At 61.8% G+C, this 26,281-nt stretch carries 29 protein-coding genes, 1 tRNA gene and 2 pseudogenes; 18 read left to right on the top strand and 14 right to left on the bottom strand.

Translation table 11 applies throughout. From position 1 onward, the window contains the following. Positions 1–19 precede the first annotated feature (19 nt). From CHB99_RS18125 to CHB99_RS18115, 3 genes are all read right to left on the bottom strand, one after another. Positions 20–577, bottom strand: a complete 558-nt coding sequence (locus CHB99_RS18125; protein ID WP_042122440.1) for a Smr/MutS family protein — start codon at positions 575–577, stop codon at positions 20–22. 37 nt (positions 578–614) lie between these two features. Further along, entirely contained in the window at positions 615–935 is a 321-nt protein-coding gene (locus CHB99_RS18120) for a hypothetical protein (protein WP_042122439.1), read from the bottom strand. A 68-nt stretch (positions 936–1,003) separates the two neighbouring features. Beyond that, a complete protein-coding gene (locus CHB99_RS18115; RefSeq protein ID WP_042122438.1) occupies positions 1,004–1,594 on the bottom strand; it encodes a cysteine hydrolase family protein in 591 nt (196 codons plus the stop codon). Between the two features lie 186 nt (positions 1,595–1,780). Between CHB99_RS18115 and prmB the strand changes: the two genes are divergently transcribed. After that, on the top strand, positions 1,781–2,689 hold the full coding sequence (gene prmB / locus CHB99_RS18110; RefSeq protein ID WP_042122437.1) for a 50S ribosomal protein L3 N(5)-glutamine methyltransferase: 909 nt from the start codon (positions 1,781–1,783) through the stop codon (positions 2,687–2,689). A gap of 114 nt (positions 2,690–2,803) precedes the next feature. On the opposite strand, the gene CHB99_RS18105 is transcribed toward prmB, so the two are convergent. Together CHB99_RS18105 and CHB99_RS18100 are read right to left on the bottom strand one after the other, a co-directional pair. Beyond that, positions 2,804–3,601 (bottom strand): hypothetical protein, encoded by a 798-nt coding sequence (locus tag CHB99_RS18105; RefSeq protein ID WP_042122436.1) that lies wholly within the window; start codon positions 3,599–3,601, stop codon positions 2,804–2,806. A 95-nt stretch (positions 3,602–3,696) separates the two neighbouring features. Beyond that, positions 3,697–4,656 (bottom strand): alpha/beta hydrolase, encoded by a 960-nt coding sequence (locus CHB99_RS18100; RefSeq protein ID WP_042122434.1) that lies wholly within the window; start codon positions 4,654–4,656, stop codon positions 3,697–3,699. Between the two features lie 137 nt (positions 4,657–4,793). Here CHB99_RS18100 and aroC point away from each other — a divergent pair, with 137 nt between their 5' ends. From aroC to CHB99_RS18085, 3 genes are read left to right on the top strand one after another with little or no spacing between them, the layout of a single operon-like run. After that, a complete protein-coding gene (gene aroC, locus CHB99_RS18095) occupies positions 4,794–5,885 on the top strand; it encodes a chorismate synthase (protein WP_042122433.1) in 1,092 nt (363 codons plus the stop codon). Positions 5,886–5,923: 38 nt separating this feature from the next. Next, entirely contained in the window at positions 5,924–7,069 is a 1,146-nt protein-coding gene (locus CHB99_RS18090; RefSeq protein ID WP_042122431.1) for an MFS transporter, read from the top strand. Between the two features lie 38 nt (positions 7,070–7,107). After that, a complete protein-coding gene (locus CHB99_RS18085) occupies positions 7,108–7,647 on the top strand; it encodes an acireductone dioxygenase (protein WP_042122430.1) in 540 nt (179 codons plus the stop codon). A 48-nt stretch (positions 7,648–7,695) separates the two neighbouring features. On the opposite strand, the gene CHB99_RS18080 is transcribed toward CHB99_RS18085, so the two are convergent. Beyond that, positions 7,696–7,968: a DUF3509 domain-containing protein gene (locus CHB99_RS18080; RefSeq protein WP_042122428.1), complete on the bottom strand. Its 273-nt coding sequence runs from the start codon at positions 7,966–7,968 to the stop codon at positions 7,696–7,698. Positions 7,969–8,299: 331 nt separating this feature from the next. On the opposite strand from CHB99_RS18080, the gene CHB99_RS18075 reads away from it, so the two are divergent. Next, the gene (locus tag CHB99_RS18075; protein ID WP_042122427.1) at positions 8,300–8,830 is read left to right on the top strand and encodes a hypothetical protein; all 531 of its coding nucleotides are present in this window, start codon (positions 8,300–8,302) and stop codon (positions 8,828–8,830) included. Here CHB99_RS18075 and CHB99_RS18070 read toward each other — a convergent pair. Then, positions 8,827–9,768 carry a ZIP family metal transporter gene (locus tag CHB99_RS18070; protein ID WP_042122426.1) on the bottom strand — a complete coding sequence of 314 codons (942 nt, stop codon included), beginning with the start codon at positions 9,766–9,768 and terminating at the stop codon, positions 8,827–8,829. The genes CHB99_RS18075 and CHB99_RS18070 overlap by 4 nt on opposite strands. A gap of 126 nt (positions 9,769–9,894) precedes the next feature. Between CHB99_RS18070 and CHB99_RS18065 the strand changes: the two genes are divergently transcribed. The 7 genes from CHB99_RS18065 (at position 9,895) to CHB99_RS18035 (ending at position 16,556) form a co-directional block, all read left to right on the top strand. Next, a complete protein-coding gene (locus CHB99_RS18065; protein WP_042122425.1) occupies positions 9,895–10,086 on the top strand; it encodes a PLDc N-terminal domain-containing protein in 192 nt (63 codons plus the stop codon). A 164-nt stretch (positions 10,087–10,250) separates the two neighbouring features. Further along, complete coding sequence (locus CHB99_RS18060; protein WP_042122424.1) at positions 10,251–12,311, top strand: LTA synthase family protein; 2,061 nt, start codon at positions 10,251–10,253, stop codon at positions 12,309–12,311. A gap of 154 nt (positions 12,312–12,465) precedes the next feature. Beyond that, the gene (locus CHB99_RS18055) at positions 12,466–12,702 is read left to right on the top strand and encodes a hypothetical protein (RefSeq protein ID WP_042122422.1); all 237 of its coding nucleotides are present in this window, start codon (positions 12,466–12,468) and stop codon (positions 12,700–12,702) included. A gap of 171 nt (positions 12,703–12,873) precedes the next feature. Beyond that, positions 12,874–13,203 (top strand): ribonuclease E inhibitor RraB, encoded by a 330-nt coding sequence (locus tag CHB99_RS18050; protein ID WP_042122420.1) that lies wholly within the window; start codon positions 12,874–12,876, stop codon positions 13,201–13,203. 204 nt (positions 13,204–13,407) lie between these two features. Further along, a complete protein-coding gene (locus CHB99_RS18045; protein ID WP_042122419.1) occupies positions 13,408–14,817 on the top strand; it encodes a circularly permuted type 2 ATP-grasp protein in 1,410 nt (469 codons plus the stop codon). A 3-nt stretch (positions 14,818–14,820) separates the two neighbouring features. After that, positions 14,821–15,771, top strand: a complete 951-nt coding sequence (locus CHB99_RS18040) for an alpha-E domain-containing protein (RefSeq protein WP_042122418.1) — start codon at positions 14,821–14,823, stop codon at positions 15,769–15,771. Then, complete coding sequence (locus CHB99_RS18035) at positions 15,768–16,556, top strand: transglutaminase family protein (RefSeq protein WP_042122416.1); 789 nt, start codon at positions 15,768–15,770, stop codon at positions 16,554–16,556. The genes CHB99_RS18040 and CHB99_RS18035 overlap by 4 nt, the downstream gene beginning before the upstream one ends. 3 nt (positions 16,557–16,559) lie before the next feature. Here CHB99_RS18035 and CHB99_RS18030 read toward each other — a convergent pair whose 3' ends face one another. Further along, positions 16,560–17,360, bottom strand: a complete 801-nt coding sequence (locus CHB99_RS18030) for a cytochrome c (protein ID WP_042122415.1) — start codon at positions 17,358–17,360, stop codon at positions 16,560–16,562. A gap of 520 nt (positions 17,361–17,880) precedes the next feature. Between CHB99_RS18030 and CHB99_RS18025 the strand changes: the two genes are divergently transcribed. Continuing rightward, positions 17,881–18,609: an amidotransferase gene (locus tag CHB99_RS18025; RefSeq protein WP_042122414.1), complete on the top strand. Its 729-nt coding sequence runs from the start codon at positions 17,881–17,883 to the stop codon at positions 18,607–18,609. On the opposite strand, the gene CHB99_RS18020 is transcribed toward CHB99_RS18025, so the two are convergent. From CHB99_RS18020 to CHB99_RS18010, 3 genes are all read right to left on the bottom strand, one after another. Next, positions 18,587–19,558, bottom strand: a complete 972-nt coding sequence (locus tag CHB99_RS18020; RefSeq protein ID WP_042122412.1) for a magnesium and cobalt transport protein CorA — start codon at positions 19,556–19,558, stop codon at positions 18,587–18,589. The genes CHB99_RS18025 and CHB99_RS18020 overlap by 23 nt on opposite strands. A gap of 67 nt (positions 19,559–19,625) precedes the next feature. After that, positions 19,626–20,348, bottom strand: a complete 723-nt coding sequence (locus tag CHB99_RS18015) for a lysophospholipid acyltransferase family protein (RefSeq protein ID WP_042122411.1) — start codon at positions 20,346–20,348, stop codon at positions 19,626–19,628. A 123-nt stretch (positions 20,349–20,471) separates the two neighbouring features. Next, complete coding sequence (locus tag CHB99_RS18010; RefSeq protein ID WP_042122409.1) at positions 20,472–21,161, bottom strand: crotonase/enoyl-CoA hydratase family protein; 690 nt, start codon at positions 21,159–21,161, stop codon at positions 20,472–20,474. A 300-nt stretch (positions 21,162–21,461) separates the two neighbouring features. On the opposite strand from CHB99_RS18010, the gene CHB99_RS18005 reads away from it, so the two are divergent. Further along, positions 21,462–21,551, top strand: a tRNA-Ser gene (locus tag CHB99_RS18005). 119 nt (positions 21,552–21,670) lie between these two features. On the opposite strand, the gene CHB99_RS18000 is transcribed toward CHB99_RS18005, so the two are convergent. Beyond that, positions 21,671–22,876 (bottom strand): Arm DNA-binding domain-containing protein, encoded by a 1,206-nt coding sequence (locus CHB99_RS18000; protein WP_042122408.1) that lies wholly within the window; start codon positions 22,874–22,876, stop codon positions 21,671–21,673. After that, positions 22,877–23,101: an excisionase family protein gene (gene xisR / locus CHB99_RS30140; protein ID WP_082425694.1), complete on the bottom strand. Its 225-nt coding sequence runs from the start codon at positions 23,099–23,101 to the stop codon at positions 22,877–22,879. An 849-nt stretch (positions 23,102–23,950) separates the two neighbouring features. Between xisR and CHB99_RS30360 the strand changes: the two are divergent. Next, positions 23,951–24,378: pseudogene (locus CHB99_RS30360) on the top strand (ATP-binding protein); the annotation flags it as partial. Positions 24,379–24,470: 92 nt separating this feature from the next. On the opposite strand, the gene CHB99_RS17985 reads toward CHB99_RS30360, so the two are convergent. After that, entirely contained in the window at positions 24,471–24,935 is a 465-nt protein-coding gene (locus tag CHB99_RS17985) for a helix-turn-helix domain-containing protein (RefSeq protein WP_042122407.1), read from the bottom strand. A gap of 212 nt (positions 24,936–25,147) precedes the next feature. Here CHB99_RS17985 and CHB99_RS17980 point away from each other — a divergent pair, with 212 nt between their 5' ends. The 3 genes and pseudogenes from CHB99_RS17980 to CHB99_RS17970 all read left to right on the top strand — a co-directional run. Beyond that, positions 25,148–25,555: a hypothetical protein gene (locus CHB99_RS17980; RefSeq protein WP_245655583.1), complete on the top strand. Its 408-nt coding sequence runs from the start codon at positions 25,148–25,150 to the stop codon at positions 25,553–25,555. A 22-nt stretch (positions 25,556–25,577) separates the two neighbouring features. Further along, positions 25,578–25,982: a DUF6957 family protein gene (locus tag CHB99_RS17975; RefSeq protein WP_042122406.1), complete on the top strand. Its 405-nt coding sequence runs from the start codon at positions 25,578–25,580 to the stop codon at positions 25,980–25,982. 78 nt (positions 25,983–26,060) lie between these two features. Further along, positions 26,061–26,281, top strand: a pseudogene (locus CHB99_RS17970) (hypothetical protein); the annotation flags it as partial.

The raw sequence follows: 26,281 nt of genomic DNA, 5'->3' as shown, positions 1-26,281 counted from the left end.
CGGCACCGCAAGTGCGGCGTTACTCGTCGCGGCCTTCGAGCATGGTCCGGCGCAGCATCACATAGACTGCGCCGGTGCCTCCGTGACGGGCCTGGCAGGAGGTGAAACCGAGCACCTGCGGGTGCTGGCGCAGCCAGGTATTGACGTGGCTCTTGATCATCGGCCGCTTGCCGTCCAGGCGCACCGCCTTGCCGTGGGTCACGCGCACGCAGCGCACTTCGAAACGGGTCGCCTCGGCGAGGAAGTCCCACAGGGTCTCCCGGGCTTTCTCGACGGTCATGCCGTGCAGGTCGAGGCTGCCCTCGAAGCCGATCTGGCCGAGCTTGAGTTTGCGCATCTGGCTTTCCTGGACGCCGTCGCGGGCCCAGTGCAGGTCGTCCTCGGGGCCGACGTCGATGACGAACTGGTCGGACAGGCCGTCGACCACGGTTTCGTCGGTGCGTACCGTCGCGTTCTGGCGCAGGCTTGCCAGTTGCTTGCGGTCGGCCTTGGCCTTGCCGGTGTCGGCGCGATCATGCTTGATCGGCTTGACGCCGCGCATCTCGCTTTTGAACAGGGAAAAATCGTCGTCTTGCATGTAAAGCCTCCGCCAGAACCGCGCAGAGTCTACGCAGTCAGTCGTGTTTTTTCATCAGATGCGGGGACAGATTCAGCTCGCGGCTGCGGCGCAGGCGCAGACGACGACGGCGCCAGATCCAGATCCCGAGGTAGAGAACGAGCAATCCGCCGGCCAATACCAGGCTGGCCGCGGCGGGATTGTCGTTGAGTTCGCCCAGTGCCGCCGGATGGCCCAGCAGGCTGGCAGCACCGGCCATGGCCAACAGCACGCCGACGGTCGCCAGCAGGGCGGAGAACATCGCCGCCAGGCGTGCGCCCCAGGCGCCCGGCTGACGCGGGCGCAGGCGTTTGGCGTCGAAACCGTCGGATATCTTCATGCCGATCTCCTCTGTACAGATCCGGGTTTGGACCGGAAATCGTCGAGGTGGTTCCGACCGCCGCCGGTTCAGACCAGGCTGTTGGTCGGGGTCACGCAGGCGAAGTTGTCGGCCATGATCGCCATTTCGCTCTGCTGGATCTGCGCGGCGGCGATCACGCCATCCTTGAACGGCAGGTCGCGGGTGGCGCAGGCATCTTCCACCAGGGTGCAGCGATAACCGTAGTCCTTGGCGCGCCGCACGGTGGTGCTGACGCTGGAGTGGCTCATGAAGCCACAGACGATCAGGTCGAGGTGACCGAGTTCCTGCAGGGTTTCATGCAGCTTGGTGTTCTTGAACGCGTTGGGCATGCGCTTCTCGACGATGATTTCGTCGCCTTGCGGTTCCAGGCCGGGGATGAACTGGCCGCGCGAACCCTGTGGATCGAACAGGCCACCGACGGTGCCGAGGTGACGCACATGGATGATCGGCCGGCCGGCCTTGCGCGCCGCGTCGAGCAGTTTGCCGATGTTCGCCACCGCTTCGTCCATGCCCGACAGCGCCAGGGGACCGCTCAGGTACTCCTTCTGCGCATCGATAATCACCAGGCTGGCGTTGCTCAGTTTCGCGGGCGGATAGCCGCGGCCGCTGAGGTGGAACATCGTCGTTGGAACAGACATCAAGGGCTCCTTCGGGTAGGGCTTTTTACCTATTCTCCCCTGCTTGGACACTTATGTGAATCGCTTAGCGTACAAGCGGCGTGGTTAGTGGCTTTCAGCCATGATGGTTCATCGCTCATATTCGTCGTTGCGGCCTTCGTGGCGTGGGGCTGTTAGAATCGCCGGTCGTCTTTCAAGGAGTCTGCCGTGATCACTTCCCGCCTGCGCACGTTGCGCGACCATATCCGCTGGGCTGTCAGCCGTTTCCATGAGCATGAGCTGTTCTTCGGACATGGCGCCGACAATGCCTGGGACGAGGCCCGCCTGCTGGTGCTGGGCGCGGTGCACCTGCCCTGGGAAGTGGCCGACAGCTACCTCGACTGCCGCCTGGAAGACGACGAACTGGTCAAGCTGCAGCGCCTGCTCAAGCGTCGCATCGAAGACCGTGTGCCCACCGCCTACCTGCTGGGCGAGGCGTGGTTCTGCGGCATGTCGTTCATCGTCGACGAGCGTGTGCTGGTGCCGCGTTCGCCCATCGGCGAACTGATCGAAAAGCGCTTCGAGCCCTGGCTGGCCGCCGAGCCGGCGCGGATCCTCGATCTCTGCACCGGCTCCGGCTGCATCGGTATCGTCAGCGCCGAGGTCTTCCCCGAGGCGGAAGTGGTGCTGGCCGACCTGTCGTTCGAGGCGCTCGAAGTGGCCAACCAGAATATCGAGCGACATGGCCTGGAAGAGCGCGTCTACAGCGTCCAGGGCGATGGCTTCGAGGGGCTGCCGGGGCAGCGCTTCGACCTGATCCTGTCCAACCCGCCGTATGTCGATGCCGAGGATTTCGCCGACATGCCGGCCGAGTACCATCACGAGCCGGAGCTGGGGCTGGCCTGTGGCAATGATGGCCTGGACCTGGTCCGGCGCATGCTGGCCGAGGCGGCGGATCACCTGACCGAGAAAGGCCTGCTGATCGTCGAGGTGGGCAACAGCCAGGTGCACGTCGAGCAACTGTACCCGGAAGTGGATTTCGCCTGGCTGGAGTTCGAGCGTGGCGGCCATGGCGTGTTAATGCTCACGGCGGAGCAGTGCCGCCAGCACCAGGCGCTGTTCGCTTCGCGGGTCTGAGTGCAATCGGGGCCGCTTTGCGGCCCTTTCGCGAGCAAGCTCGCTCCTACAGGGTTACGCGAATTCGGTGGGAGCGAGCTTGCTCGCGAAGGGCTGCGAAGCAGCCCCGGCTTTTTAGCGGTGCGTCGCGATCCAGATCAGCAATCCCGCCTGGAACACCGCGAACGCCACCAGACAGGTGATGGTGAAGCGCAGGCCGCCGTCTTCACGCTTGTACTTGGCAACCCGCTCGTCGCGCTCGCGCAGTTGCGCTTCTTTCTCGTGCAGCTTGGTTTCCGCCTGCTGGAGCATGTTGGCCGCGTCGATGATGTCGACCCGCTGCAGCTTGTCGGTGTTCCAGCCCCCCTTGAGCTGTCCCACCTGGGTTTCCACCCAGCGGCCTTTCAAGTGCTGGGCGTCGGCGTACTCGACTTCGATGCCATGGCTGTGCAGCACATGATCGCGGCGCAGCCGGGTGTCTTCGTTGAGGGCGTCCTTGTTCGCCAGGGCACCGCCCTCCAGGCGGTAATGCGACCAGCGCCGCTGCGCCCAGAGCACCGCCTGGGCCAGCAGGAAGCGCCCGATGCCGCGGTTCAGCGGTTCGATCTGCAGACCGCCTTCCGGATGAATGCTGACCAGGCGCTTGTCGTGATCGACGCGGATATCCAGGGTGTTCTGTTCTTTGCGGGTTTTCTGGCCGGGCAGGCGGATGTCCATGCGCAGCAGGCTGTGTTCCTTGCTGTGGCGCTCGGCATAGCCGTACTGGACGAAGCGCAGCGGCCGCGCGCCGCTGTTGCGGTCGGTGGGCAGCGGCGCCAGGCGCAGCAGCTGGAAATGTTCCGGGGCCAGGTCCGCCCAGGGCAGCGGGGCGGGCTCCGGCGCAACCGGTTCGTCGGTCGCTTCGGCAGCGTCCTGGGTGGGTGCATCAGTCATCACGGGTGTCCTCTTCATGCGCGTCAGGCCGCCTGCAATGGCGTTGCCTGCATCGGTTTATCGGCCGCGGCGGCGAGGACTGGAGGGTGATTTGCTCAGGCAGGTGTCAACTGGCGCACAAAAGCGACGATCCGTTCACTCAGCTCGCTGGCCAGTGGCAATTGCGGGTTGGTGTAGGCGTCGCGCTGCTTGCCCCGCTCGGCGGGACTGATGCGCAGCATGTGATTCATGCCGTCGATCAGCGCCAGTTGTGCCTCGGGCCGCGCCGCATGCAGGGCCCGGGCGTCGGCCGGGCTGACCTGGATGTCGTTGCGGCCCTGGATGATCAGCGCGGGCATGCGCAATTTGCCGAAGGCCGCCGCCGGGTCCTGCTGGAACAGGGAAATCAGGTAGGGCTGCACACTGGGACGCAGGATGTCCTTGAGAGCGGCGGGCACCTGGCTGACCGGGCGACCGGCCTTGAGCTGGTCCAGGGCGACTTGCGCGCGGGCCAGTTGAGCGGGTGGCAGGCGCTCGGCCAGTTGCTCACGCAGCACCTGGTCGATCGGACGGCCACTGCCGGCCAGGGCGATCACCGCGCTGGCGCCCGCCGGTTCGGCGGCCAGGCTGGCGATCAGCGCGCCTTCGCTGTGACCGAGCAGGATCAGCGGACCGAAGCGTGGATCGGCGTCGAGCTTGCGGCCCCAGGCGACCGCGTCGGCGACGTAGCGGTCGACGCTGAGATTGCGTTCGTCCGGGGTCGCCGCCAGGCTCGCGGCCACGCCGCGCTTGTCGTAGCGCACGCTGGCGATGCCCTGGGCGGCCAGTTGCAGGGCCAGGCGCTTGAGAATGTCGATACGCCCGACCGCCGGATTGTTGCCGTCGCGGTCGGTCGGCCCGGAGCCGGCGATGATCAGCACCACCGGAGGGGGCGTTGCGCTGCGCGGCAGCAGCAGGCTGCCATGCAGCACGCCCTGGCCGGTATCGAGGCTGATCGGGCGTTGCAGGACGCTGGGGGTGGCTGCCTGGGCGAAACAGGAGGCGAGGAGCAGGAGCAGGGCGGCGAGACGCGACATCTTCAGGTTACGTGCGGGGAGACAGTGCTTTGACCCGGGCGCGGGAGGAAGGTTCGCCATCAGGGATGAACTGAATGGTTCGTCTGCGTATACTGGCGGCTTCGTTCAAATCAGGCTGAATTCGCGGAGCGTCCTGCATGTCCGGCAATACCTACGGCAAGCTGTTCACTGTCACCACCGCAGGCGAAAGCCATGGTCCGGCGTTGGTCGCCATTGTCGATGGCTGCCCGCCGGGCCTGGAGATTTCCCTGGAGGACCTGCAGCGCGACCTGGACCGGCGCAAGCCCGGCACCAGCCGCCACACCACCCAGCGCCAAGAGGCCGACGAAGTCGAGATCCTCTCCGGCGTGTTCGAGGGACGCACCACCGGTTGCGCCATCGGCCTGCTGATCCGCAACACCGACCAGAAGTCCAAGGACTACTCGGCGATCAAGGACCTGTTCCGCCCGGCCCACGCCGACTACACCTACCACCACAAGTACGGTGAGCGCGACTACCGTGGCGGCGGCCGCAGTTCGGCGCGGGAAACCGCCATGCGCGTGGCCGCCGGCGCCATCGCCAAGAAGTACCTGGCGACCCAGGGCATCCGCATTCGCGGCTACATGAGCCAGCTGGGCCCGATCGAGATCCCGTTCAAGACCTGGGACTCGGTGGAGCAGAACGCCTTCTTCAGCCCGGATCCGGACAAGGTCGCGGAACTGGAGGCCTACATGGACCAGCTGCGCCGTGACCAGGACTCGGTCGGGGCGAAGATCACCGTGGTCGCCGAAGGCGTGATGCCGGGCCTCGGCGAGCCGATCTTCGACCGCCTGGACGCCGAACTGGCCCACGCGCTGATGAGCATCAACGCGGTCAAGGGCGTGGAGATCGGCGCCGGTTTCGCCTGTGTCGCCCAGCGCGGCACCGAGCATCGCGACGAACTGACTCCGGAAGGCTTCCTCAGCAACAACGCCGGCGGCATCCTCGGCGGGATTTCCTCGGGCCAGCCGATCGTCGCCCACCTCGCGCTGAAGCCGACCTCCAGCATCACCACCCCGGGTCGTTCCATCGACAAGGATGGCAACCCGGTGGACGTCATCACCAAGGGCCGCCACGATCCGTGCGTGGGCATTCGCGCCACACCGATCGCCGAGGCCATGATGGCCATCGTGCTGATGGACCACCTGCTGCGTCATCGCGGCCAGAACGCCGACGTGCGAGTGAGCACCCCGGTACTGGGCCAGCGCTGATGCCCGGCATCGCCCGTCGCGCCACGGCTCGCTGAGTCGTGGCGCTTCCCTACTGGCGGTTGTCCAGTTTCTATCTCTTCTATTTCGCCCTGCTCGGTTCCACCGCGCCGTTTCTGGCGCTGTATTTCGATCATCTGGGCTTTTCCAGCGCGCGCATCGGCGAGCTGGTGGCGATCCCCATGCTGATGCGCTGCGTCGCCCCCAACCTGTGGGGCTGGCTTGGCGATCGCAGCGGCCGGCGCCTGCTGATCGTGCGCTTTGGCGCGCTGTGTACCCTGGCCAGTTTCGCCCTGATCTTCGTCGACCAGAGCTATGCCTGGCTGGCGCTGGTCATGGCCCTGCATGCGTTTTTCTGGCATGCGGTGCTGCCGCAGTTCGAAGTCATCACCCTGGCTCATCTGCAGGGACAGACCGGGCGCTACAGCCAGATCCGTCTCTGGGGCTCCATCGGTTTCATCCTCACCGTGGTCGGCCTGGGGCGCCTGTTCGAATGGCTGAGTCTGGATATCTACCCGGCGGCGCTGGTGTGCATCATGGCCGGGATCGTCCTGGCCAGCCTGTGGGTGCCCAATGCGCAACCGGTGGAGCAGGCCGAGCGACCGGCGAACGGCGGCTTTCTGCGGCAACTGAGTCGTCCCGGGGTGCTGGCGTTCTATATCTGCGTGGCGCTGATGCAACTCAGCCATGGGCCGTACTACACCTTTCTGACCCTGCATCTGGAGCAGCTCGGCTACGCCCGCGGCACCATCGGCATGCTCTGGGCCCTGGGCGTGCTGGCGGAAGTGCTGCTGTTCGTGGTGATGAGCGCGATCCTGGCGCGGGTTTCCCTGCGCCGGGTGCTGCTGGCGAGCTTCCTGCTGGCGGCGTTGCGCTGGGTGTTGCTGGGCAGTTTCGCCGAGCACCTCGGCGTGCTGCTGCTTGCCCAGTTGCTGCACGCGGCGACCTTCGGTGCCTTCCATGCGTCCTGCATCGCCTTCGTCCAGCGCAGTTTCGGTGCGCGCCAGCAGGGCCAGGGCCAGGCGTTCTACGCCGCGTTGTCCGGCACCGGCGGCGCGCTGGGAGCGCTGTACGCGGGGTACAGCTGGAAGACCCTGGGCCCCGGCATCACCTTTAGTATTGCCAGCGTCGCGGCACTGGCCGCAGCCGTTATCATTGCGACCCGCTTGAAAGAGGACGCCGCGTAGCGTCTTCACCACGTTTTCGAAAGATCAGGAGTTGCCCCTTGAGCATCCTCAGCGTTTATCACCAGTCCACCCCCGACACGCCGAACAAGGTTCTCACCCACGCTGACGACATCGCCGCGACCCTGGCGGAGCAGGGCGTGCACTTCGAGCAGCGGGAACCGGCCGCGCGGATTCGTCCGGGTACTGGCACCGATGAAGTGATCGCGGCCCTGCGCGAACAGATCGATGGGCTGGGTGGTGGGGTGCTGGAGGTGTTGAGCATTGACCCGGAACACGCGCAGAAGGATGAGATTCGCGCGGGTCTGATCGACGAGCGTCGTCACGCCGGCAAGGACCTGCGGTTCTTCGTCAGCGGGCGCGGACTGCTGAACCTGCGCGTCGGCGAGTATGTCTATGCCCTGGTGGGCGAGCGGGGCGATGTGATCAGCGTGCCGGCCGGCACTGCACAGTGGTTCGATATCGGCGAGCAGCCAAATCTGGTACTGGTGCGGGTGTTCGAGAGCGAGGCGGCAAGCAAGGTCGAATTGACTGGGGACGAGAGTTCGCGGGCATTTCCGGGGCTGGATGACACCTTCTAGGTTCGCCGATCCTCTTGATTGGAGCTGGCAAGCCAGCTCCCGCAACGCTCAGCGATAGGTCGGCAGCGCGAACCGCTGCTGACTCTGCAGCAGCGAAATCACCGGCAATTCACTGGCCTGCCCGGCCAGGTCGCGGCGAATCGCGCTGATCGCCCAGGACAGTTGCTCGGCACTGTGCAACTGGGCATAGGAAATCGAACGCCGGGTCTGCGTGCCATCGGCGGCGCGAAGGGTCAGCAGGATGCCGCCATCCGGGCGCGATTGGGTGGTCACCTGGTAGGCGGAGAACACCGAGGCGAATTTTTCCTGAATGAGGTCCATATCAGCTCCTGGCTGTGGGTGGCAGACATGAACTGAAGGGTGCAGTCGGCGTGCCAGCTTTTCTGAATTAAAAAATCCTTTTAAATCAATAACTTGTCTTGTTTTGGAAAACCGGCTGCCGTGCAGGATGCATGGTCGTGCAATTTGCACAGTGCAATTTGCAATGCTCCTCGCCGCTCGAACGTTTCGCCCGGTGCGATGGACTTATCCACATATCCACAGATCAGGCGCCATGCGCACGCCCCTTCTGGAGAGCGGAGGGCCGGCTAACCCTCGGCAGGCGTTTGCGGCTATCCTTGGCGCCTTTTTTCCAGCGGCGCAGGGCCTCCCCATGAAAAACCAACTGGTCGAACTCATCGGCAAAATCAGCTCCGGCTGCCTGGCCGAGCAGGACATCGAGCGGATCGCCGACGAAGCGGCGCAGGCCTATGCCGACCCCGAGGGCTTCCTCGCCGCCAACCCCGACATCAACTACGACGACACCTTCCCGATCCCCCTGGGCGAGTGGGTGGTGGTCGGCAGCCTGCCGGACACCGTGCTGTTCCAGGCCGACACCTATCCGGACCTGCTCGCGCGGATCAGCGATTCGTTCGACAAGAGCGTGCCGTTCAACATCAAGCCCAAGCAACTGGCCAAGGTCGAGCCGCTCACCGCGCTCAACCGCATCCAGATCCAGATGGGCAGCATGAACAAGGAAGCCGGCGGCTACGTGTTGATGAACTTCAGCCAGTTGCTCGATGACGAACTGCAGATGGTCCTGGTGTGTGGCAACGACCTGCCGCGGGTTCTGCAGCTGTGCGCCGAACTGAACATCGCCGCGGCGCCTGCGCTGGAGGCGCTGCGGGTCGCCGTCCACGTTTAACCGAGGGCGGTGTCGAGGAACATCATCACGGCGAAGCCGCCCATCAGGCCGAGGGTTGCCGAGGTTTGGTGGCCGTTGCGGTGGGTTTCCGGAATCACTTCGTGGGACACCACGAAAATCATGGCGCCGGCGGCCAGGCCCATGCTGATCGGGTAGGCGAGGGCGAAACCGCTGGAAATCCCCAGGCCGATCACCGCGCCCAGCGGCTCCATCAGGCCCGAACCGATCGCCACCAGGGCCGCCTTCAGGTTCGACAGGCCGGTGGCGCGCAGGGCCAGGGCCACCGCCAGGCCTTCGGGGATGTCCTGGATGGCGATGGCGCTGGTCAGCGGCAGGCCGACATTCAGGTCGCCGGTGGTGAAACTCACGCCGATGGCCATGCCTTCCGGCAGGTTGTGCAGGGTGATCGCCAGGACGAACAGCCACACCCGATTGATCCGTTCGGCCTGCGGACCGCAGGGGCCGGTGCTTTCGTGTTCGTGCGGGGTGAAACGGTCGAGGCCGAGCATCAGCAGTACCCCCAGGCCCATGCCGACCACCACGGTCAGCGCGGCGAACGGACCGTTGCCGGTGATTTCGCGGGCGGCGTCGAGGCCTGGCAGGATCAGCGAAAAGGAACTGGCGGCGAGCATCATCCCGGCCGCGAAGCCGAGCATGACGTCCTGAGTGCGCGAGCTGACTTCGCGCAGGACTACGGCAAGCACAGCGCCCAGCGCCGTGGCGCCGAAGCCGGCGAGGCCGCCGAGCATGGCCATGTGCAGGTTTTCCTGGTGATCGCCGTGGATCGCGTTCCAGGCGCTGGCACCCATCAGCCAGAGCACCGCCAGCAGGCTCAGGCCGAGGCCGGCACTCAGCCAGGGGGTCGATTGCGCCTGCTGCAGCCAGGCATTGAGCATCGGTGTGGGCGCGGAGGGGCTGTGGGTGTGGGCTGAAGACATGGGCATCTCTCCGGAAAAACGATGAAACAAGTTTAGGCGGGGGGCCGGAACGACCTCCAGACAAGGACGTCTATAGGGCCAATAGCCAGCTATCCTCTCGGAAGCGCTTGAATTGGGAGCAACAAAATGGGTTCGACGTTCAACGGCCTCGCCGGTCTGGTCATTCTCGCCCTGGATATCTGGGCCATCCTCAATGTGATCAAAAGCAGCGCGGGGGGCGGCGTCAAGGTGCTGTGGATTCTGCTGATCATCCTCCTGCCGGTGCTGGGCCTGATCATCTGGGCCATTGCCGGACCGCGCGGAAATGTGCGTTTATAGGCCTCGTCCGCGCCTCAACGAAATTTTCACAATCGATTGAAGACAATCGCGCGCGCAATTATCCATTCGCCTAATGGTTCGGCCGCTCGGGAAATCCACCCCGGGTGCCGCCGCTTCGCGTCAATGTGCCTCCCATAACCAGATTTTCAGGGACCTTCCACTTCATGGCTAAAACGGACGCCTCGCGCCTGCAACCGACGGTCAAATCACACCTGCTCTACACCCTGCTGTGCGGCCTGGTGATCATGCTGATGCTCAGCCTGGTGCGCTTCGCGCTGCTGGTCTACAACAGCGAAATGATCGGCGAGACGCCGTACTCGACCGTCGCCGAAGGCTTCCTCAACGGCCTGCGCTTCGACCTGCGGGTGGTGGTGTACCTGAGCATTCCGCTGCTGCTGGCGATCCTCAGCGCCCGGGCCATGGCCGCTCGCGGGCTGTTCCGCCTGTGGCTGAGCGTGGCCTCCAGCGTCGTGCTGTTCCTCGGCCTGGTGGAGATGGACTTCTATCGCGAGTTCCACCAGCGCCTCAACGGCCTGGTCTTCCAGTACATCAAGGAAGACCCGAAGACCGTGTCGAGCATGATCTGGTACGGCTTCCCGGTGGTTCGCTACCTGCTGGCCTGGGCCGTCGGCACCGTGGTCATGAGCCTGGCCTTCAAGGGCATCGACCGCCTGACCCGCCCTCGTGGCCAGTACCAGAGCAACCTGGCTGGCGTGCGCAGCGTGGCGCCGTGGTACATGCGTGGGGTGGTGTTCTTCATGATCCTGCTGGTGGCCGTGGTCGCCGCCCGCGGCACCCTGCGCCAGGGCCCGCCGATGCGCTGGGGCGATGCCTTCACCACCGACTCCAACTTCGTCAACCAGCTGGGCCTGAACGGTACCCTGACCCTGATCGACGCCGCCAAGAGCCGCATGTCCGAAGACCGCGACAATATCTGGAAGTCGACCCTCGATCCGCAGGTGGCGCAGCAGACTGTGCGCGAGATGCTGCTGACCCCGCACGACACGCTGGTCGATGCCGACAGCGCCGCCGTGCGCCGTGACTTCAACCCGCCGGCGCAGAACACCCTGCCGATCAAGAACGTGGTGGTGATCCTCATGGAAAGCTTCGCCGGCCACTCCGTGGGCGCGCTGGGCGCCGAGGGCAACATCACCCCGTACTTCGACAAGCTGGCCGAGGAAGGCCTGCTGTTCGACCGCTTCTTCTCCAACGGCACCCATACCCACCAGGGCATGTTCGCCACCATGGCCTGCTTCCCCAACCTGCCGGGCTTCGAATACCTGATGCAGACCCCGGAAGGCGGTCACAAGCTGTCCGGCCTGCCGGCGCTGCTCAGTGCCCGCGACTACGACGACGTCTACGTCTACAACGGTGATTTCGCCTGGGACAACCAGTCCGGTTTCTTCGGCAACCAGGGCATGACCACCTTCATCGGCCGCAACGACTTCGTCAATCCGGTGTTCTCCGACCCGACCTGGGGCGTGTCCGACCAGGACATGTTCGACCGTGGTGCCCAGGAGCTGGCGCACAATTACGGCAAGAAGCCGTTCTATGCCCTGCTGCAGACCCTGTCCAACCACACGCCGTATGCGTTGCCGAAGAACCTGCCGGTAGAGCCGGTGACCGGCCACGGTCGTCTGGACGAGCACCTGACCGCGATGCGCTACTCCGACTGGGCCCTGGGCCAGTTCTTCGAGAAAGCGCGCAAGGAGCCGTACTTCAAGGAAACCCTGTTCGTCATCGTCGGCGACCACGGTTTCGGCAACAACCAGCAGGTCACCGAGATGGACCTTGGCCGTTTCAACGTGCCGATGCTGCTGATCGCCCCGGGCATCCAGGAGAAGTTCGGCAAGCGCAGCCATGTCGTCGGTACCCAGATCGACATCGTGCCGACCATCATGGGCCGTCTTGGCGGCGAAACCCGTCACCAGTGCTGGGGCCGCGACCTGCTCAACCTGCCGGAAGGTGACCAGGGCATCGGCATGGTCAAGCCGTCGGGCAGCGATCAGAACGTGTTCCTGATCCAGGGCGACCACATCCTCATCGAATCCAAGGAAACCGCGCCGATCGTGTATCGCTACAAGCTGGGTCGCGAGTTCAGCGCCGAGCGTGTCGATGACGCCGAGAAGGCGCTGATGGTGAAGAAACTCGAGTCGTTCATCCAGACCGCGACCAAGAGCCTGATGGACAACACCGCCGGTGTGGTTCACGGCATTCCCGAGTGACCGGCTGACGCTGTCGCAGACCCATCGGACCCCGGCTTGCCGGGGTCTTTTTTTCCCGTGGCGACGCCCGCGCGACTGGAACGATGTCCTCTGCCAGGGGTCAACGGGAAGTAGGCTGGACATACCCTGTATTTCCATTCGAGGACTACGCCAGATGAAAGAGTGGGAAATCACCTTCGTGGATCAGAAAGGCGAACGCACTTCGCTGCTCTTCGCTTGCGCCGACCGCCCGAGCATCGAAGACGCCGCGCGGCGGGTGAGAGGCCACCTGTTCCCGATCATGGATGAACTCGACCTCAACGACTTCCAGGACCGCGCTGACTGCCCCACCGCCAAATGGCTGAAGGAGCAGAGCGGTGTGGAAATCACCGCGATCACCGAACGAACCTGAATCGTCTCAGCTGGCGATGTGCCAAGGCTGACGCTACGCTGCAAACAGGGTCGCGCTTTTCGGCGCCGGCCTTTGCCGTCGTTACACCCGCTCGAGAACCCCGCCCGCCAGGGCGCATGGGGTTGGTGCGAATGCACCGAAAGTCTATCCATCGAATGAGGAGGACGATTCATGAGCAACCTGTACGAAGACATCAGCAGCACAGTACTGCGCCGCATGAAAGAGGGCGGCTTCGACTTCACGCAAATCCACCCCATCGAGTTTTACGCGGTATTCCCGGACGAGGAGCGGGCGCGCAGGGCTGCGGGCAAGTTTCGTGGTGAGTCGCTGTGCGCCCTGGTGCATGAAAGCGACGAAGGCTGGCAACTGGAACTGAGCAAGATCATGTACGCCACCCATGGCGGGATCGGTGAATTCGAACAGGATTTCGAAGCGGTAATCCGACCATTGGGGGGCGAGGCCCAGGGCTGGGGAGTCAAGCAGGAGCGTCCCCTGGCCTGAACCATTGTCCGGGGCTGCGGCCGACGCTGCCCCGGGCCCATCGGCGCTTCGCAATGAAGCGTGTGCCCCAAGGCGAGGGGCGTGGCTGCACAACTCTGGTGCGGCATCTTTCCAAGACTATTCCAACTCCTTGATTACAAAGGTTTTATGCCTCTGGCACGGGCTTTGCGACGTTGCCTGGGCACGGGTGACAAGGAGTTCGGCATGATTCGCAGATTCTATGATGAGATGTACGCCGCCGACGGTCAGCTCCGTCCGCATTACCGGGAATTCGCCCGCTGGCTGGCGCAGACGCCGCCGGAACTGCTGGCGCAGCGCCGCCGCGAGGCCGATCTGCTGTTCCACCGCGCCGGTATCACCTTCACCCTGTACGGCGACGAACAGGGCACCGAGCGCCTGATTCCCTTCGACACCATTCCCCGGGCCATTCCCGCCAGCGAGTGGCGGGTGGTGGAGCGCGGCTGTATCCAGCGGGTCAGGGCCCTGAACCTGTTTCTCGCCGACCTGTATCACGAGCAGCGGATCATCCGCGCCGGGATCATTCCCGCCGAGCAGGTCCTGGCCAACGACCAGTACCAGCTGGCGATGCAGGGCCTGAGCCTGCACCGCGATCTCTATGCGCACATTTCCGGCGTCGATCTGGTGCGCGATGGCGACGGCACCTACTACGTCCTCGAAGACAACCTGCGCACCCCCAGCGGTGTCAGCTACATGCTCGAAGACCGCAAGATGATGATGCGCCTGTTCCCGGAGCTGTTCGCCGCGCAGCGCATCGCCCCCATCGATCACTACCCGAACCTGCTCCTAGACACCCTGAAGAGCGCCAGTCCGCTGGATGACCCCAGTGTCGTGGTACTGACTCCGGGACGTTTCAACAGCGCCTTCTTCGAACATGCGTTCCTCGCCCGGGAGATGGGCGTGGAACTGGTGGAAGGCGCCGACCTGTTCGTGCGCGACGAGCGCGTGTTCATGCGCACCACCGGCGGACCGAAGCCGGTGGACGTGATCTACCGCCGCCTCGACGACGCCTACCTCGACCCGTTGGCGTTCAACCCGGAATCCATGCTGGGCGTGCCGGGCCTGCTGTCCGCCTACCGCTGCGGCAACGTGGTGCTGGCCAACGCCATCGGCACCGGTGTGGCCGATGACAAGTCGGTCTATCCCTATGTCACCGACATGATCCGTTTCTACCTCGACGAGGAGCCGATCCTGAAGAACGTGCCGACCTGGCAATGCCGCAATCCCGCCGAACTGTCCCATGTGCTGGCCAACCTGCCGGAACTGGTGGTCAAGGAAACCCAGGGCTCCGGTGGCTACGGCATGCTGGTCGGACCGGCCTCGACCCAGGCCGAGATCGCCGCCTTCGCCGAGCGCATCAAGGCCCGTCCGGCGGCCTATATCGCCCAGCCGACCCTGTCGCTGTCGACCTGCCCGACCTTCGTCGAGAACGGCATCGCGCCGCGGCATATCGACTTGCGCCCGTTCGTCCTCTCCGGTCGCGAAACCCGCGTGGTGCCTGGTGGCCTGACCCGGGTGGCGCTGCGCGAGGGCTCGCTGGTGGTGAATTCGTCCCAGGGGGGCGGTACCAAGGACACCTGGGTGGTGGAGGACTGAACCATGCTCAGCAGAACCGCTTCCGACCTGTACTGGATGTCGCGCTATCTGGAGCGCGCGGAAAACCTCGCGCGGATGCTCGACGTCAGCTACTCGCTGTCACTGATGCCCCAGGACGGTCAAGGCGACGGCCTCGACGAGATGACCCTGGCCCTGCGCATCACCGGCACCCTCGACGACTACCTGGCCCGTCATGGGCAGTTGCATGCCGAACGCCTGCTGCACTTCTTCGCGCTCGACCCGGACAACCCGGCGAGCATCTACAGCTGCCTCGGCGCGGCGCGGGCCTGTGCCCATGCGGTGCGCGGCAAGATCACCGCCGACATGTGGGAGAACATCAACGCTACCTGGCTGGAGATCCGCGGCATCGCCGAGCAGGGCCTCGGTCGCTATGGCATGAGCCGCTTCTGCGAATGGATCAAGGAGCGTTCGCACCTGTTTCGCGGCGCCACCTACGGCACCATCATGCGCAACGATGCATTCCGCTTCATCCGCCTGGGCATCTTCATCGAACGGGCCGACAACACCCTGCGCCTGCTCGATGCGCGCTACGAAATGTTCGGCGAGGCGGCGGAGACCGTCAGCGACAGCTCGGCCCGCGGTTATTACCAGTGGAGCGCGTTGCTTCGCGCCCTGTCCTCGTTCGAGGCGTATACCGAGATCTACCGCGATGCCCCCACGGCGCAGCAGGTGGCCGAACTGCTGCTCCTGCGTGCCGATGTGCCCCGTTCCCTGCGCGCCTGCACCGAGGAAATCGACCAGATCCTCGCCAGCCTGCCCGGCAGCAATGGCCGGCCGGCGCAGCGACTGGCGGCGGAGGTGGATGCCCGCCTGCGCTACACCGGCATCGACGAAGTCCTCGCCCATGGGCTGCATCCCTGGTTGAACCAGTACATTCCACTGGTGCGCGAACTGGGCAATGCCATTCACAGCGCTTATCTGGAGCTCGTATGAGACTGACCATCAGCCATGAAACCGCCTATCACTACGAAGACCAGGTGCGCACCAGCATCCAGTACCTGCGCCTGACGCCGCCGGACAACCAGCGCCAGCAGGTGCTGCAATGGCACCTGGAACTGCCGCGTCCGGTTCAGGCCCGGCGTGATCCGTTCGGCAACATCCTGCACGTCCTGAGCCTCGAAGAACCCCATGCCGACCTGCTGATCGCCGCGCACGGAGAAGTCGAGATCGACCCGCACCTGGAAGCGGAACAGGACAGCCAGTCGCCCCTGCCATTCCTGCGTTTCACCCGCCTGACCGAGGCCGACCCGGCACTGCGGGCGTTTGCCGGCCGGCACTGCGGCGAATACCGCGACCGCGCCGCGCTGATCGGCCTGATGGGCGCCCTGCATGAGCACATGGCCTACCGCCCCGGTGCGACCGAGGTGGACACCAGTGCCGCGCAGGCGTTCGCCGGTGGCGCCGGGGTGTGCCAGGACCATGCCCATGCCTTCATCGCTTGCGCCCGTAGCCTCCAGGTGCCGGCGCGCTACGTCTCGGGCTACCTGTTCGACAACGCCAACCAGCACATGGCCAGCCACGCCTGGGCCGAGGCCTGGCTGGACGACGCCTGGTACAGCTTCGACGTGACCAACCAGCTGGCCGTGCCGGAGCGCCACCTGAAGCTGGCGGTGGGCCTGGATTACCTGGATGCCTGCCCGGTGCGCGGCATGCGCCGTGGTGGTGGCTACGAGCAGATGCACGCCAATGTGCTGGTGAGCGCCGGGTTCAGCCAGTAGGTCTCAGGATTTGCGCTTGGCCATGTGGCTCAGGTAAGCGAGCAGGGCATCGAGGTCGGCGTCCGGCAGCACATCGGGGCTGAAGCCGGGCATGCGCGCCTGCGGCCACTGGCGCAAATCCTGCGGATTGCGGATATAACGGCGCAGGAATTCCGGGCGAAAATATTCCGTCGGGTTGTGCGGCAGGTTCAGGTCCGGACCGAACTGGGCATCACCAGCGCCATTGAGGCGATGACAGGCCAGGCAGTTTTTCTGGAACAGGGCGAAGCCGCGGCTGATCGGGTCGTCGGCGCGCAGTCCCGCTGCCGGACGCAGGGCCGGAAAGCGCTCGGCGACCGGTTGCAGGCGGCGGATGCTGGCGACCTGGTAAGGCCATTGCTCGGGGCTGATACCTCCGGCTCGCGGGTTGGTCCAGACCAGGTAGAAGGGGCCGGCGCTGGGTTTGTCCTGGCCCAGTGGTGGCCAGGGTTGGTTCGGGTCTTCCACCGCCAGCCAGGCTTGCGCGGGAGCGGACTGGAGCAGGGGGCCTGCCGGCATTTCCGCGGCGAAGCCATCGAGGGCCACGGCCTGCAGGTGATCGTCCGGCTTGATGCCGGTCAGCAGCGCGGCCAGCGGCACGGCACGGTAGTGCATGGTCTTTTTGTAGGAAACGTCCTGGTCGATGCGGATGTCCCGCGCCTGCGGATGCTTGAGCAGGGCGGCACTGTCCCACTGGCGGCTATCGGTGCCAAGCTCCAGGGTCAACTGTGCGGCGTACGACGGCAGGCCCAGCAGGGCGAGCAGGAGGATGAGGCAACGGCGCATGGGCGAGTCTCCAGCCAGTGAAGGTCGGCAGCATACACCAGCGCTGAAGTGACACTGAAAGACGATCGTTCAGCCGAACAGACGAGTCAGGTTCGGCAGGATCAGCAGCAGTGTGGTGGCGAACAGAATGAGTCCCGCCTGACGAACCTTGTGTTGTTTGAGCATGGCTGTCTGCCTTCTTGTTGTTATTCCTGAGAGCCGGTTGGCGTCCTTGTCCCGGGTCCGGCGGTGTCTCTGCGGACACTGTTTTCGGACCTGCTGTTAATGGGTATACAACCTGGATTGCCGTAACGTTACCGCTGTTTTAGATCGCTTTCGTCTGTACTTTGGTCGAGAAAGACCTTTTTTTCATGAGGCTATATGCCATCCACGCACGACGTGCCTGACTAGACACATGCACGGGATACACACACGGACTGCACGGAAATGACCGTTCGTCCGAGGGAATGCTTGCCTGCTGCCGATATTCGCGGCAGGCTTCACCGGTGTTTTTTCACCACTGTCGTTCAGGGCCAAGTCTATGTCGTTACGCATCTGCATCCTGGAAACCGACGTCCTGCGACCCGAGCTGGTCGAGCAGTATCAGGGCTATGGACGGATGTTCGAGCAACTGTTCACCCAGCAACCGATCGCCGCCGAATTCACTGTGTACAACGTGATGAACGGCCACTATCCACCCGATGACGCGGTCTTCGATGCGTATCTGGTGACAGGCAGCAAGGCCGACTCGTTCGGTGACGATCCGTGGATCGCCAGGCTCAAGGCGTTCCTGCTGGATCGCTACCAGCGCGGCGACAAGCTGCTGGGGGTGTGTTTTGGCCATCAGTTGCTGGCCCTGCTGCTGGGCGGCAGGACCGAGCGTGCCAGCCAGGGCTGGGGTGTCGGCACCCATCGCTACGTGATGGCGGCGCGCGCGCCGTGGATGAGCCCGCAGGTGGAAGAACTGACCCTGCTGATCAGTCACCAGGATCAGGTCACCGCGCTACCGGAAAACGCCACCGTGATCGCGTCCAGCGATTTCTGTCCGTATGCGGCGTATCACATCGGCGATCAGGTGCTGTGCTTCCAGGGTCACCCGGAGTTCATCCACGACTATTCCCGCGCGCTGCTCGACCTGCGCCAGGAGAACCTCGGTGCCGAGGTCTACCGCAAGGGCATCGACAGCCTGGCGGTGGCGCATCAGGGGCAGACCGTCGCGGAATGGATGATGCGTTTCGTGGCCCAGCCTAAAGCCAGCCCGAACGCTTGAAGCTGCCGTACAGCGCGGTGCAACCCAGCGCGATGCCCCCCAGCACGGCGAAGTAGCCGTAGTGCCAGCTCAGCTCCGGCATGTTCTGGAAGTTCATGCCGTAGATCCCCGCCACCGCGGTGGGAAACGCGAGGATCGCCGCCCAGGCGGCGAACTTGCGTTGCACGATGCTCTGCCGTGACGACTCCAGCAGCATGCCGATCTCGATGGTCTGGCTGGCCAGGTCGCGGATACCCGCCAGGTCTTCCATCTGCCGCGTCACGTGGATCTGCACGTCGCGAAAGTACGGGCGCATGTTCTTGTCGATGAAGGGGAAGGCCAGGCGCTGCAGTTCCTCGCTGATTTCCACCATCGGCGCGACGTAGCGGCGCAGACGCAGGATGTCGCGGCGCAGGTTGTGGATGCGGCGGATGTCTTCCTCCACCAGCGAGCCGCTGAGCACGCCCTGCTCCAGTTCCTCGATCTCTCCGTGAATGGCTTCGCTGACAGGCTGGTAGTTCTCGGTGACGAAGTCGAGCAGGGCATACAGAACGAAATCCTCGCCATGGTCCAGCAGCAGCGGGCGTGCTTCGCAGCGCTGACGGACCAGGGCGTAGGATTTCGAGTGGCCATTGCGGCAAGTGATGATGTAGCCGTTGCCGGCGAAGATATGGGTTTCGATGAACTCCAGCTTGCCGTCCTGGCGCACCGGCGAGTAGGTGACGATGAACAGCGCGTCGCCGAAGGTTTCCAGCTTCGGCCGGCTGTGCTTTTCCAGGGCGTCCTCGATGGCCAGCTCGTGCAGGTTGAACTGGCGTTGCAGATTGGCCAGTTCCTGGGCGTTGGGTTCTTCAAGGCCGATCCAGACGAAATGCCCGGGCTTCTTCGCCCACTCGGCACCCTCGTCGAGGCTGATATTGGTGACCTTCCTGCCGGCGCTGTACACCGCCGCTGCTACGACTCGACCCATGGTTCTACGTATCCTGCGCGTTGACGTGACAGACAGCTTGGTCTGGCCTCGATGAAACGGCAACTGCTCAGCCGTGCTGGCGTTCGCGCTCCATCAGGTCGATGCAGGCCTGCATCTGCGTGCGGCATTGTTCGACCAGTGCCGGGATGTCCTGCTGGCTCATGCCCGCGGTGGAAATGGGCGGCAGCGAACGGATCAGCACCCGTTCCTTGCGCCAGCCGTTCAGATTGAGGCGCCTGGCGTAGCGACTGACGCAGACCGGGACGATCGGCACGCCAGCGTCGATGGCCATGTGGAAGGCACCTTTCTTGAACGCGTGCAACGACTCGCCGGGGTTGCGCGTGCCTTCCGGGAAGATCCAGATCGAGGTGTCCTTTTCCCGCAGCGTACGGGTGGTGGTCTGCATGGCGCGGCGCGCCTCATAGGCGTTGCCGCGATCGATCAGGACATTGCCGCCGAGCCAGAACAACTGGCCGAACAGCGGGATCCAGCCGAGGCTTTTCTTGCCGACGCACACGGTGCGGGGGGGCACTACGTGGCCGAGTACGAACAGGTCGTAGTTGGACTGGTGGTTGGCGATGATCACGCAGCCGGGCGGCTGATCGAACAGTGGGCCGACCTCGGTGTCGACCTTGAGTCGCAGCAGCCAGCTCGATGGCCAGGCGTACAGGCGTGCGCAGAGGCGGCTGTTGTCGGGGTTGAACGGACGGCACAGACCGATGAACAGGCCGATAAAGCCCACCAGGATGAAGTGCGCGCCCAGCAGGAACATGCGAGGAAGGAAAAGCATCGTACGACTCGTTCGACAAAACGCGGGGGAGTGTACGGATGTGTATCGACGGCGGCAAACCTCCTGTTTGTCTAAATGTGCGCCCCGGGCCGGACGGCGGACGCGCGGCCCGGGGGAGGGGAATCAGCCCAGGTGTTCCTGGTCGCGGATGATCGCGTCGTCGAGGGTATCGAGCAGCGTCTTGCGCACTTTCAGCTTGGTATTGCGGTGCGCATTCATGTTGATTTTCTTCAGTTGGCGGGCCGCGGCCAGAGCGGTTTCCAGCAGTTGCTCGGCGGGTACCACCTTGTCGAGGAAGCCGGCGTCCACGGCGCTGACCGGGTCGAACATCTCACCGTTGATCACCGAACGGTGAAACGCCGAACGGCGCAGGCGATCACGGGCCAGCTCGATGCCGGCGTGGTGCATGGTCATGCCGATCTGTACTTCGTTCAGGCCGATGCTGAACGGACCCTCGACGCCGATGCGGTAATCCGCCGAAAGCAGCAGGAAGGCGCCCTTGGCCACGGCATGGCCGGGGCAGGCGACGATCACCGGGAAGGGGTGGGAGAGCAGGCGACGGGCCAGGGTCGACCCGGCGGTGACCAGCGATACCGCGGCTTGCGGGCTGGCGGTCATCACCTTGAGGTCGTAGCCGCCGGAAAGGATACCTGGCTGACCGGTGACGATGACCACGGCGCGGTCCTCGCTGGCACGGTCCAGTGCAGCGTTGAAGGCGGCGATGACGTCGGGGGAAATGGCGTTGACCTTGCCGTTGTTCAGGGTCAGGGTCGCGATGCCATCTTCGAGGTGGTAGGTAATCAGCTCACTCATGACGGAATTCCTTGGGGGAGAAGTGGCGAGAAAGTGGCACGACGTTACCCAGCCGCTGTGGTCAGGTAAAGCACGATGATTGACCGGCTGGTCATCGTTTCGCCTGTGATCCCTGTCCGGCGGGAGCAAGGCGGAAAGGAACGGCAAAGCGCACCATGGATTGGCCAAAATGCCATGGCTCCCCCCGCTTTTCCGGGCTTCGGCATAAATATTTGAAAATTCTGAAAAAAACCTTTGCCAAGTGAAAGGCTTTCGACTAAATTAGCGCGCCTCGACAGGCTGAACTGCTTGAAGAGATCCGGTGAAGTGTCCGAGCGGTTGAAGGAGCACGCCTGGAAAGTGTGTATACAGGAAACTGTATCAAGGGTTCGAATCCCTTCTTCACCGCCACATTCGTTAACGAGAAGCCCCTGAAATCATTGAGTATTTCGGGGGTTTTTTGTTTCTGGAATCCGCGTTAGGACAAAATTAGTACAAAATCACGTCCCTCCAGTCCGCTCTAGGCCGCTTCAGGCTTGTTCGCGGAACCCCATCATCTGCGAAACTAGTCCAGCCATACTCCGAGTCTCTGACGGCAGGAAGCGACCATAATGCTTCTTCACCATCGTCGTGTCGGTATGCCCAAGCTGACGCGCAATCCACTCAAGCGGCACATAAGAGCTGATCGCTTGGCTTGCGAACGTGTGTCGACATTGGTTAACACCTCGATGCCTCACGCCGACGTTCTTCAAATGGCTCGTGAACCAGCGGTTCAGGCTGTTTCCATACCAAGGCTTCATGCTTACCGAATTTCGGAATACGAGCTTGAGATGCATCAAGCGTGTGGTGTTGTTATCACGTTGTGTGATCTCAAGGGACACTGGTGGAAGGTGACCAGTGAACTCCCAATGCTTTTTCAGGTACTCCAAAGCCGGGTCAATCAGTTCAATCTTGCGAGCTCGGACTGATTCCTTGGGTACTTTGTATTCCCCCTCCACTCGCGCCGCTCTCACATAGATCGTGCCGGCCTCAAGATCTACATCATCCCAGCACAGCGCAATCAACTCCGACACCGACAGGCCTGTCCAGCAGTTGAACATGATCATATTGACGTCCTGCGCCCTGCACTCACGAATCACTGATATCTTTTTCATCTCATCGCGAGTGAAAGGGTCAGCGCTGTCGTCGTCCTTGTCTTGCTTGATGTTCTTGATCATTTTGCAGGGATTAATGGAAATGACGCCGTCGGAGTGAGCGTCGTCCCAGACTCCTCGCACAATCGTGAAAACATCGTTAACCGATTTCGGAGACAGGGTTTTCAACAATCCTGTCTGGAACAGCTGCAGATCAGATCTGCAGATGTCCGCTATGCAGTCAGAGCCAAACTTGTCTAGCAGGTGCTTGGCTTTGTATGTATAGTTTTTTCCGGTTGTGGTTGCGTGTCGCGCCATTTGCACTTCTAAATAGCGCTCTACACCTTGAGCTACTGTCCTTTTAGATTTTTCGTCTTTCTTTGGCAGTACACGCCGCGAATTTGGGAAGTGGGCGGCATAGTTAAATCTATTGCTCTTTATTTCGGATAAAATGGTGTTACGCTTTGCTTCGGCATATTTTATTGATGCCTGATCAATAGTCTCATTCCCGATAGGTTCCTTGTAACGTTTTCCCTCAAACATAAAGGAGATTCGAATCTGCCGTCCATTCAACTCGATTCCACGTGGCCATACCAAAGCCATTTAATTACCTCCAAGCCAAAGTTCAATTTCAATTGTGTTATAGACGACACGGTTGGCTGGGTCTCGACGCCAATGTTTACCTTGCAGCCATTTTCCTTGTGATCGATATTTTCTTGCGGCTTCCGTGCTAATGCCGAAAATTACAGGAAGGAGTTCTTGTCTTACCCAACTGCTACGGACTGTGTCTGGGGTAGGAGTCAGTTGGATTTTTTTAGCGACGGCCATTGAATATCTCATATGCTATTCAGTGCGCGTACCCGGTCGGTTGTGGCACTGAGTTACGATGAGCCGTTTCCATCCTGTACTATGGCTGCAACTAAATATTTCTTTTTTAAGGCTTTTAGGCTGACGCATGGAGTTTAGTATTTATAATTAGCACCCTTACAAAGTCAACTAAGATGGATTGGGTGCGTAATTGTTGACTAGAAAATGGAATTTCTAGTTTTGGTTTCATTGACTTCCGGTATGTGTTTCTGAATAGATCAGCTTGGGCTTATGGTGCTTGCTAAGAATATGGATGTCAACGAAAAAAATCACTGACTTGTTGGCGCGTTGTCAATTCGTTCTCTTAGTGAGTAGGTATATTCTATACTCTTTAAGCCGGCATCATCGCCCAAGAGTTCCAAATGTGTGGTTTTGATAAATTGTCAATTCTCAAATTGTGGACGTGGCTATCCCCAAAAAATAGTGACTTTATTTGATGTCAAAAAGAAAGCGTAGGCGTCCTTCGGACGAAGAAGCGATTAACTCTGCCCCAGCCGTTGGCTTCCGCTTTGGAGCATTTTCATAATCATTAATTGAGCTATGGCCGCAGCCCTCATCGCTGTGAATGATTACCGAGAGGATGAGGTTTCAGCTTATGGATTGGTTACAAACATATATACTCCGTTTTGAAAAATTGAATTCAAGTGTAAAAATAAAAAATAAATCTATTGACATTCGCAAGGCATTGAAAATGCTAATGTTTTCGTTTTAAATGGCCAATTGATGGCTAGCGATAAAGTTAGCTTGTCAGGTGCAATTGTGGCCCGTCCAACATCATGTACGCGATCGTTACTCCTGCGTTGGCTTGGGGGTATCGGCAAAACCTGGCCCGCCTGCGCGTTGGCCTACAGGGCCTGCCGCGATGGCTACAGCGTGCGCTAGCTGCGCCTACCGCGCCTGATGGAGAAACCGGGCCTAACCCTTGGTAATGGCTGCTTGGTCAAACTGATGGCGGGCAACGCCAAGACGGATTAGCTGATCCTAGACGATTGGGCGTGGCGCCATTTAGCGCTGGGCAACGGCGCGGCATGCTGGAGCTGTTGGGCGACCGCTATGGCAACCGCTTGACGCTGATGACCAGCCAAATGCCGTTAGATAAATGGCATGCGCTGATCGGCGATTCGAGCCCGGGCGATGCGATCCACGACCGGCTGGTGCACAACGCTTATCGAAACCAGTTGAAGGGGGAATCGATGCGCAGACACGCAACGAAATTGATGGCGGTGGAGGCTTCAGACCAACAATGCAAGCCTGCGTTGCTGCGCTCCCATTGCCTGGCCGGATGCCGCGAATGGCTTGCAGGGTTTTTGGCGGTCGTCTGTACAGACGTTCAGCTCTTCATCCAGTAACGCTGCACGGTCGTCTTCGCCAGCCCCAATTCCCGAGCGACCTCAGCTCTGGTCATACCTTTCGTTTTGAGATCCGCGACAGCCGCAAGCATTGAGGCATTCTCTGGCCTGCTCCTTGGTCGACGTTTCAGCTTTCCGTCTTCGAACTGCTGATTCAGAAGCTCAAGCCCACCAGCCGCTTTGAACTCCTCTAGCCTTCGGACGGCGCGTGCGATCACTACGTCCGGATCCGTTCTGTCGCGAAGGCTCAGGCAGAGCGCGACGAGTGTCACTAGATCAAAATCTAGGCTATCGGAAATTTTTGCGAGGGTTTCGAACAGCACTCGTGTCTCACCGCGCTCAAGCATGCTCAAGTTGGTTCGGCTAATCGAGCTTGCCGCGCTGGCGTAGTCAGCCCCTTTAAGGTGGCGCACGATCCGCAGAACCGCACCTAATTCATCCTTCACTTTCTGCTTCCAAAAGTGAGGATAGAGCCACAGAGGATTGATCCGTTAAACAATGTATGTTGTTATTAATGGGTATTTGGATTTATGATGCCCCTCCCTGTGCGGTCGATGCTTGTCCTGCCCCCCCGGAGGGGAGCTAGGTAGAGGTAAGGCATAGCTTCATGCGATATCAGTGATTTCTAAGCATCGATTGTCAGTTTTAGCGCTTGGCGATGAGTGACAAAAATGAGGTGGAAAAGGTGTTTGTAACCAACGCGAACGCGCTGGCAGGCCGTTTCAAAGAAGCTGTCAGTGAGCGGCTGCTTTGGAAGTCAGTAGAGCTAAATCCTGACATCTACTACTTCCTCGTGGAGGGATGTGGGTTGGTCGATGGTTGCTTTGGCCCGTGGGTGCGACTGGTTTCTGATGTGAAGGAGCTTGATCTTCTTTGCGCTGGGCAGGGGCCTGAAGCACTCAATGTGAATCATGTTCAGCTTATCGCACCTGCTGCTATGACGAAGCGTGCGGGGGTATCGATGGAGTTGCTTTCGGAAATACGAATTCAGCCTGGAACCGAGAGCAGCCCGGTCTACGAGTTCATCACCAAAGCTGGTCAGCTCTTCACGAGCGCACCGGGATAATGGCTCGAGTTCTGGAGACCACATGGCGACAACTCTAGTAGAAGTCACTCAGTTCCTTTACGCAGGAGGTGAAGCAGCTCCCGGCTGGCACGGCCCCCAGGACGAACTGATCAGCCTGGCCAACCAAGCCTTTCCTGAAAAGTCTTTTTGCCTCGTGAAGCAATGGATCATCGCCGACTTGCAGCTCACTCAAGACGAGCATCAGAAGCTGTCATCCATGGGGATTTTGCCCTCGGTCGTCTACGCACATGAAGTCGTCCGTGACAGCCGAAACCGATTCCCGCCCGGCCATTGGGTGCGCACAAATTTTGGGGTCTCGCATAACCCCCCGTGCATGTTTGAAACCAACAGTACCGTCTACCTGTTGCTGGGTGACGGGTTAAGGAAGCAGGCCGCACTTAGTACTGTTTTTTCGTTCCGCGCGTAGCTGACTCGGCACATCGGCAGACGCTGCCTTCGAGGCGGTGGGGTCGACTGCGCGCTCTTAAAATTGCAGGAGCAAATTTTGATCAAGTTTGATTGCCGTCAGGTCACGGGAGTGATCGATAAACCACGCGTCACCGACACCGAGCCAGGGGCAGTCACTGCCCGGATCGTGATAGACGGGGAGGTGCTGCCGGAGGTTCTGCTACCGGGAAAAATTTACGAAGAGCTCGAGGCAGGAGAGCGTGTGACCCTGTACGGCATCTTCACCAAGAATAAGGACAAGATGAAGAACAAGGCCAC

It is taken from the genome of Pseudomonas japonica (assembly GCF_900188455.1).
GTDB lineage: Bacteria > Pseudomonadota > Gammaproteobacteria > Pseudomonadales > Pseudomonadaceae > Aquipseudomonas > Aquipseudomonas japonica.
This window is presented reverse-complemented; position numbering and strand designations above follow the sequence as displayed.

What these genes read in the sequence shown, in the direction of transcription:
- CHB99_RS18120 (WP_042122439.1), bottom strand. Translation starts at nt 935, where the DNA reads ATGAAGATATCCGACGGTTTCGACGCCAAACGCCTGCGCCCGCGTCAG.
- aroC (WP_042122433.1), top strand. Translation starts at nt 4,794, where the DNA reads ATGTCCGGCAATACCTACGGCAAGCTGTTCACTGTCACCACCGCAGGC.
- CHB99_RS18050 (WP_042122420.1), top strand. Translation starts at nt 12,874, where the DNA reads ATGAGCAACCTGTACGAAGACATCAGCAGCACAGTACTGCGCCGCATG.
- CHB99_RS18060 (WP_042122424.1), top strand. Translation starts at nt 10,251, where the DNA reads ATGGCTAAAACGGACGCCTCGCGCCTGCAACCGACGGTCAAATCACAC.
- CHB99_RS18040 (WP_042122418.1), top strand. Translation starts at nt 14,821, where the DNA reads ATGCTCAGCAGAACCGCTTCCGACCTGTACTGGATGTCGCGCTATCTG.
- CHB99_RS18030 (WP_042122415.1), bottom strand. Translation starts at nt 17,360, where the DNA reads ATGCGCCGTTGCCTCATCCTCCTGCTCGCCCTGCTGGGCCTGCCGTCG.
- CHB99_RS18080 (WP_042122428.1), bottom strand. Translation starts at nt 7,968, where the DNA reads ATGGACCTCATTCAGGAAAAATTCGCCTCGGTGTTCTCCGCCTACCAG.
- CHB99_RS18125 (WP_042122440.1), bottom strand. Translation starts at nt 577, where the DNA reads ATGCAAGACGACGATTTTTCCCTGTTCAAAAGCGAGATGCGCGGCGTC.
- CHB99_RS18100 (WP_042122434.1), bottom strand. Translation starts at nt 4,656, where the DNA reads ATGTCGCGTCTCGCCGCCCTGCTCCTGCTCCTCGCCTCCTGTTTCGCC.
- CHB99_RS18055 (WP_042122422.1), top strand. Translation starts at nt 12,466, where the DNA reads ATGAAAGAGTGGGAAATCACCTTCGTGGATCAGAAAGGCGAACGCACT.
- CHB99_RS18015 (WP_042122411.1), bottom strand. Translation starts at nt 20,348, where the DNA reads ATGCTTTTCCTTCCTCGCATGTTCCTGCTGGGCGCGCACTTCATCCTG.
- CHB99_RS18105 (WP_042122436.1), bottom strand. Translation starts at nt 3,601, where the DNA reads ATGACTGATGCACCCACCCAGGACGCTGCCGAAGCGACCGACGAACCG.
- CHB99_RS18075 (WP_042122427.1), top strand. Translation starts at nt 8,300, where the DNA reads ATGAAAAACCAACTGGTCGAACTCATCGGCAAAATCAGCTCCGGCTGC.
- CHB99_RS18035 (WP_042122416.1), top strand. Translation starts at nt 15,768, where the DNA reads ATGAGACTGACCATCAGCCATGAAACCGCCTATCACTACGAAGACCAG.
- CHB99_RS18070 (WP_042122426.1), bottom strand. Translation starts at nt 9,768, where the DNA reads ATGTCTTCAGCCCACACCCACAGCCCCTCCGCGCCCACACCGATGCTC.
- xisR (WP_082425694.1), bottom strand. Translation starts at nt 23,101, where the DNA reads ATGGCCGTCGCTAAAAAAATCCAACTGACTCCTACCCCAGACACAGTC.
- CHB99_RS18065 (WP_042122425.1), top strand. Translation starts at nt 9,895, where the DNA reads ATGGGTTCGACGTTCAACGGCCTCGCCGGTCTGGTCATTCTCGCCCTG.
- CHB99_RS18115 (WP_042122438.1), bottom strand. Translation starts at nt 1,594, where the DNA reads ATGTCTGTTCCAACGACGATGTTCCACCTCAGCGGCCGCGGCTATCCG.
- CHB99_RS18020 (WP_042122412.1), bottom strand. Translation starts at nt 19,558, where the DNA reads ATGGGTCGAGTCGTAGCAGCGGCGGTGTACAGCGCCGGCAGGAAGGTC.
- CHB99_RS18000 (WP_042122408.1), bottom strand. Translation starts at nt 22,876, where the DNA reads ATGGCTTTGGTATGGCCACGTGGAATCGAGTTGAATGGACGGCAGATT.
- CHB99_RS17980 (WP_245655583.1), top strand. Translation starts at nt 25,148, where the DNA reads ATGAGTGACAAAAATGAGGTGGAAAAGGTGTTTGTAACCAACGCGAAC.
- CHB99_RS18010 (WP_042122409.1), bottom strand. Translation starts at nt 21,161, where the DNA reads ATGAGTGAGCTGATTACCTACCACCTCGAAGATGGCATCGCGACCCTG.
- CHB99_RS18025 (WP_042122414.1), top strand. Translation starts at nt 17,881, where the DNA reads ATGTCGTTACGCATCTGCATCCTGGAAACCGACGTCCTGCGACCCGAG.
- CHB99_RS18045 (WP_042122419.1), top strand. Translation starts at nt 13,408, where the DNA reads ATGATTCGCAGATTCTATGATGAGATGTACGCCGCCGACGGTCAGCTC.
- CHB99_RS17975 (WP_042122406.1), top strand. Translation starts at nt 25,578, where the DNA reads ATGGCGACAACTCTAGTAGAAGTCACTCAGTTCCTTTACGCAGGAGGT.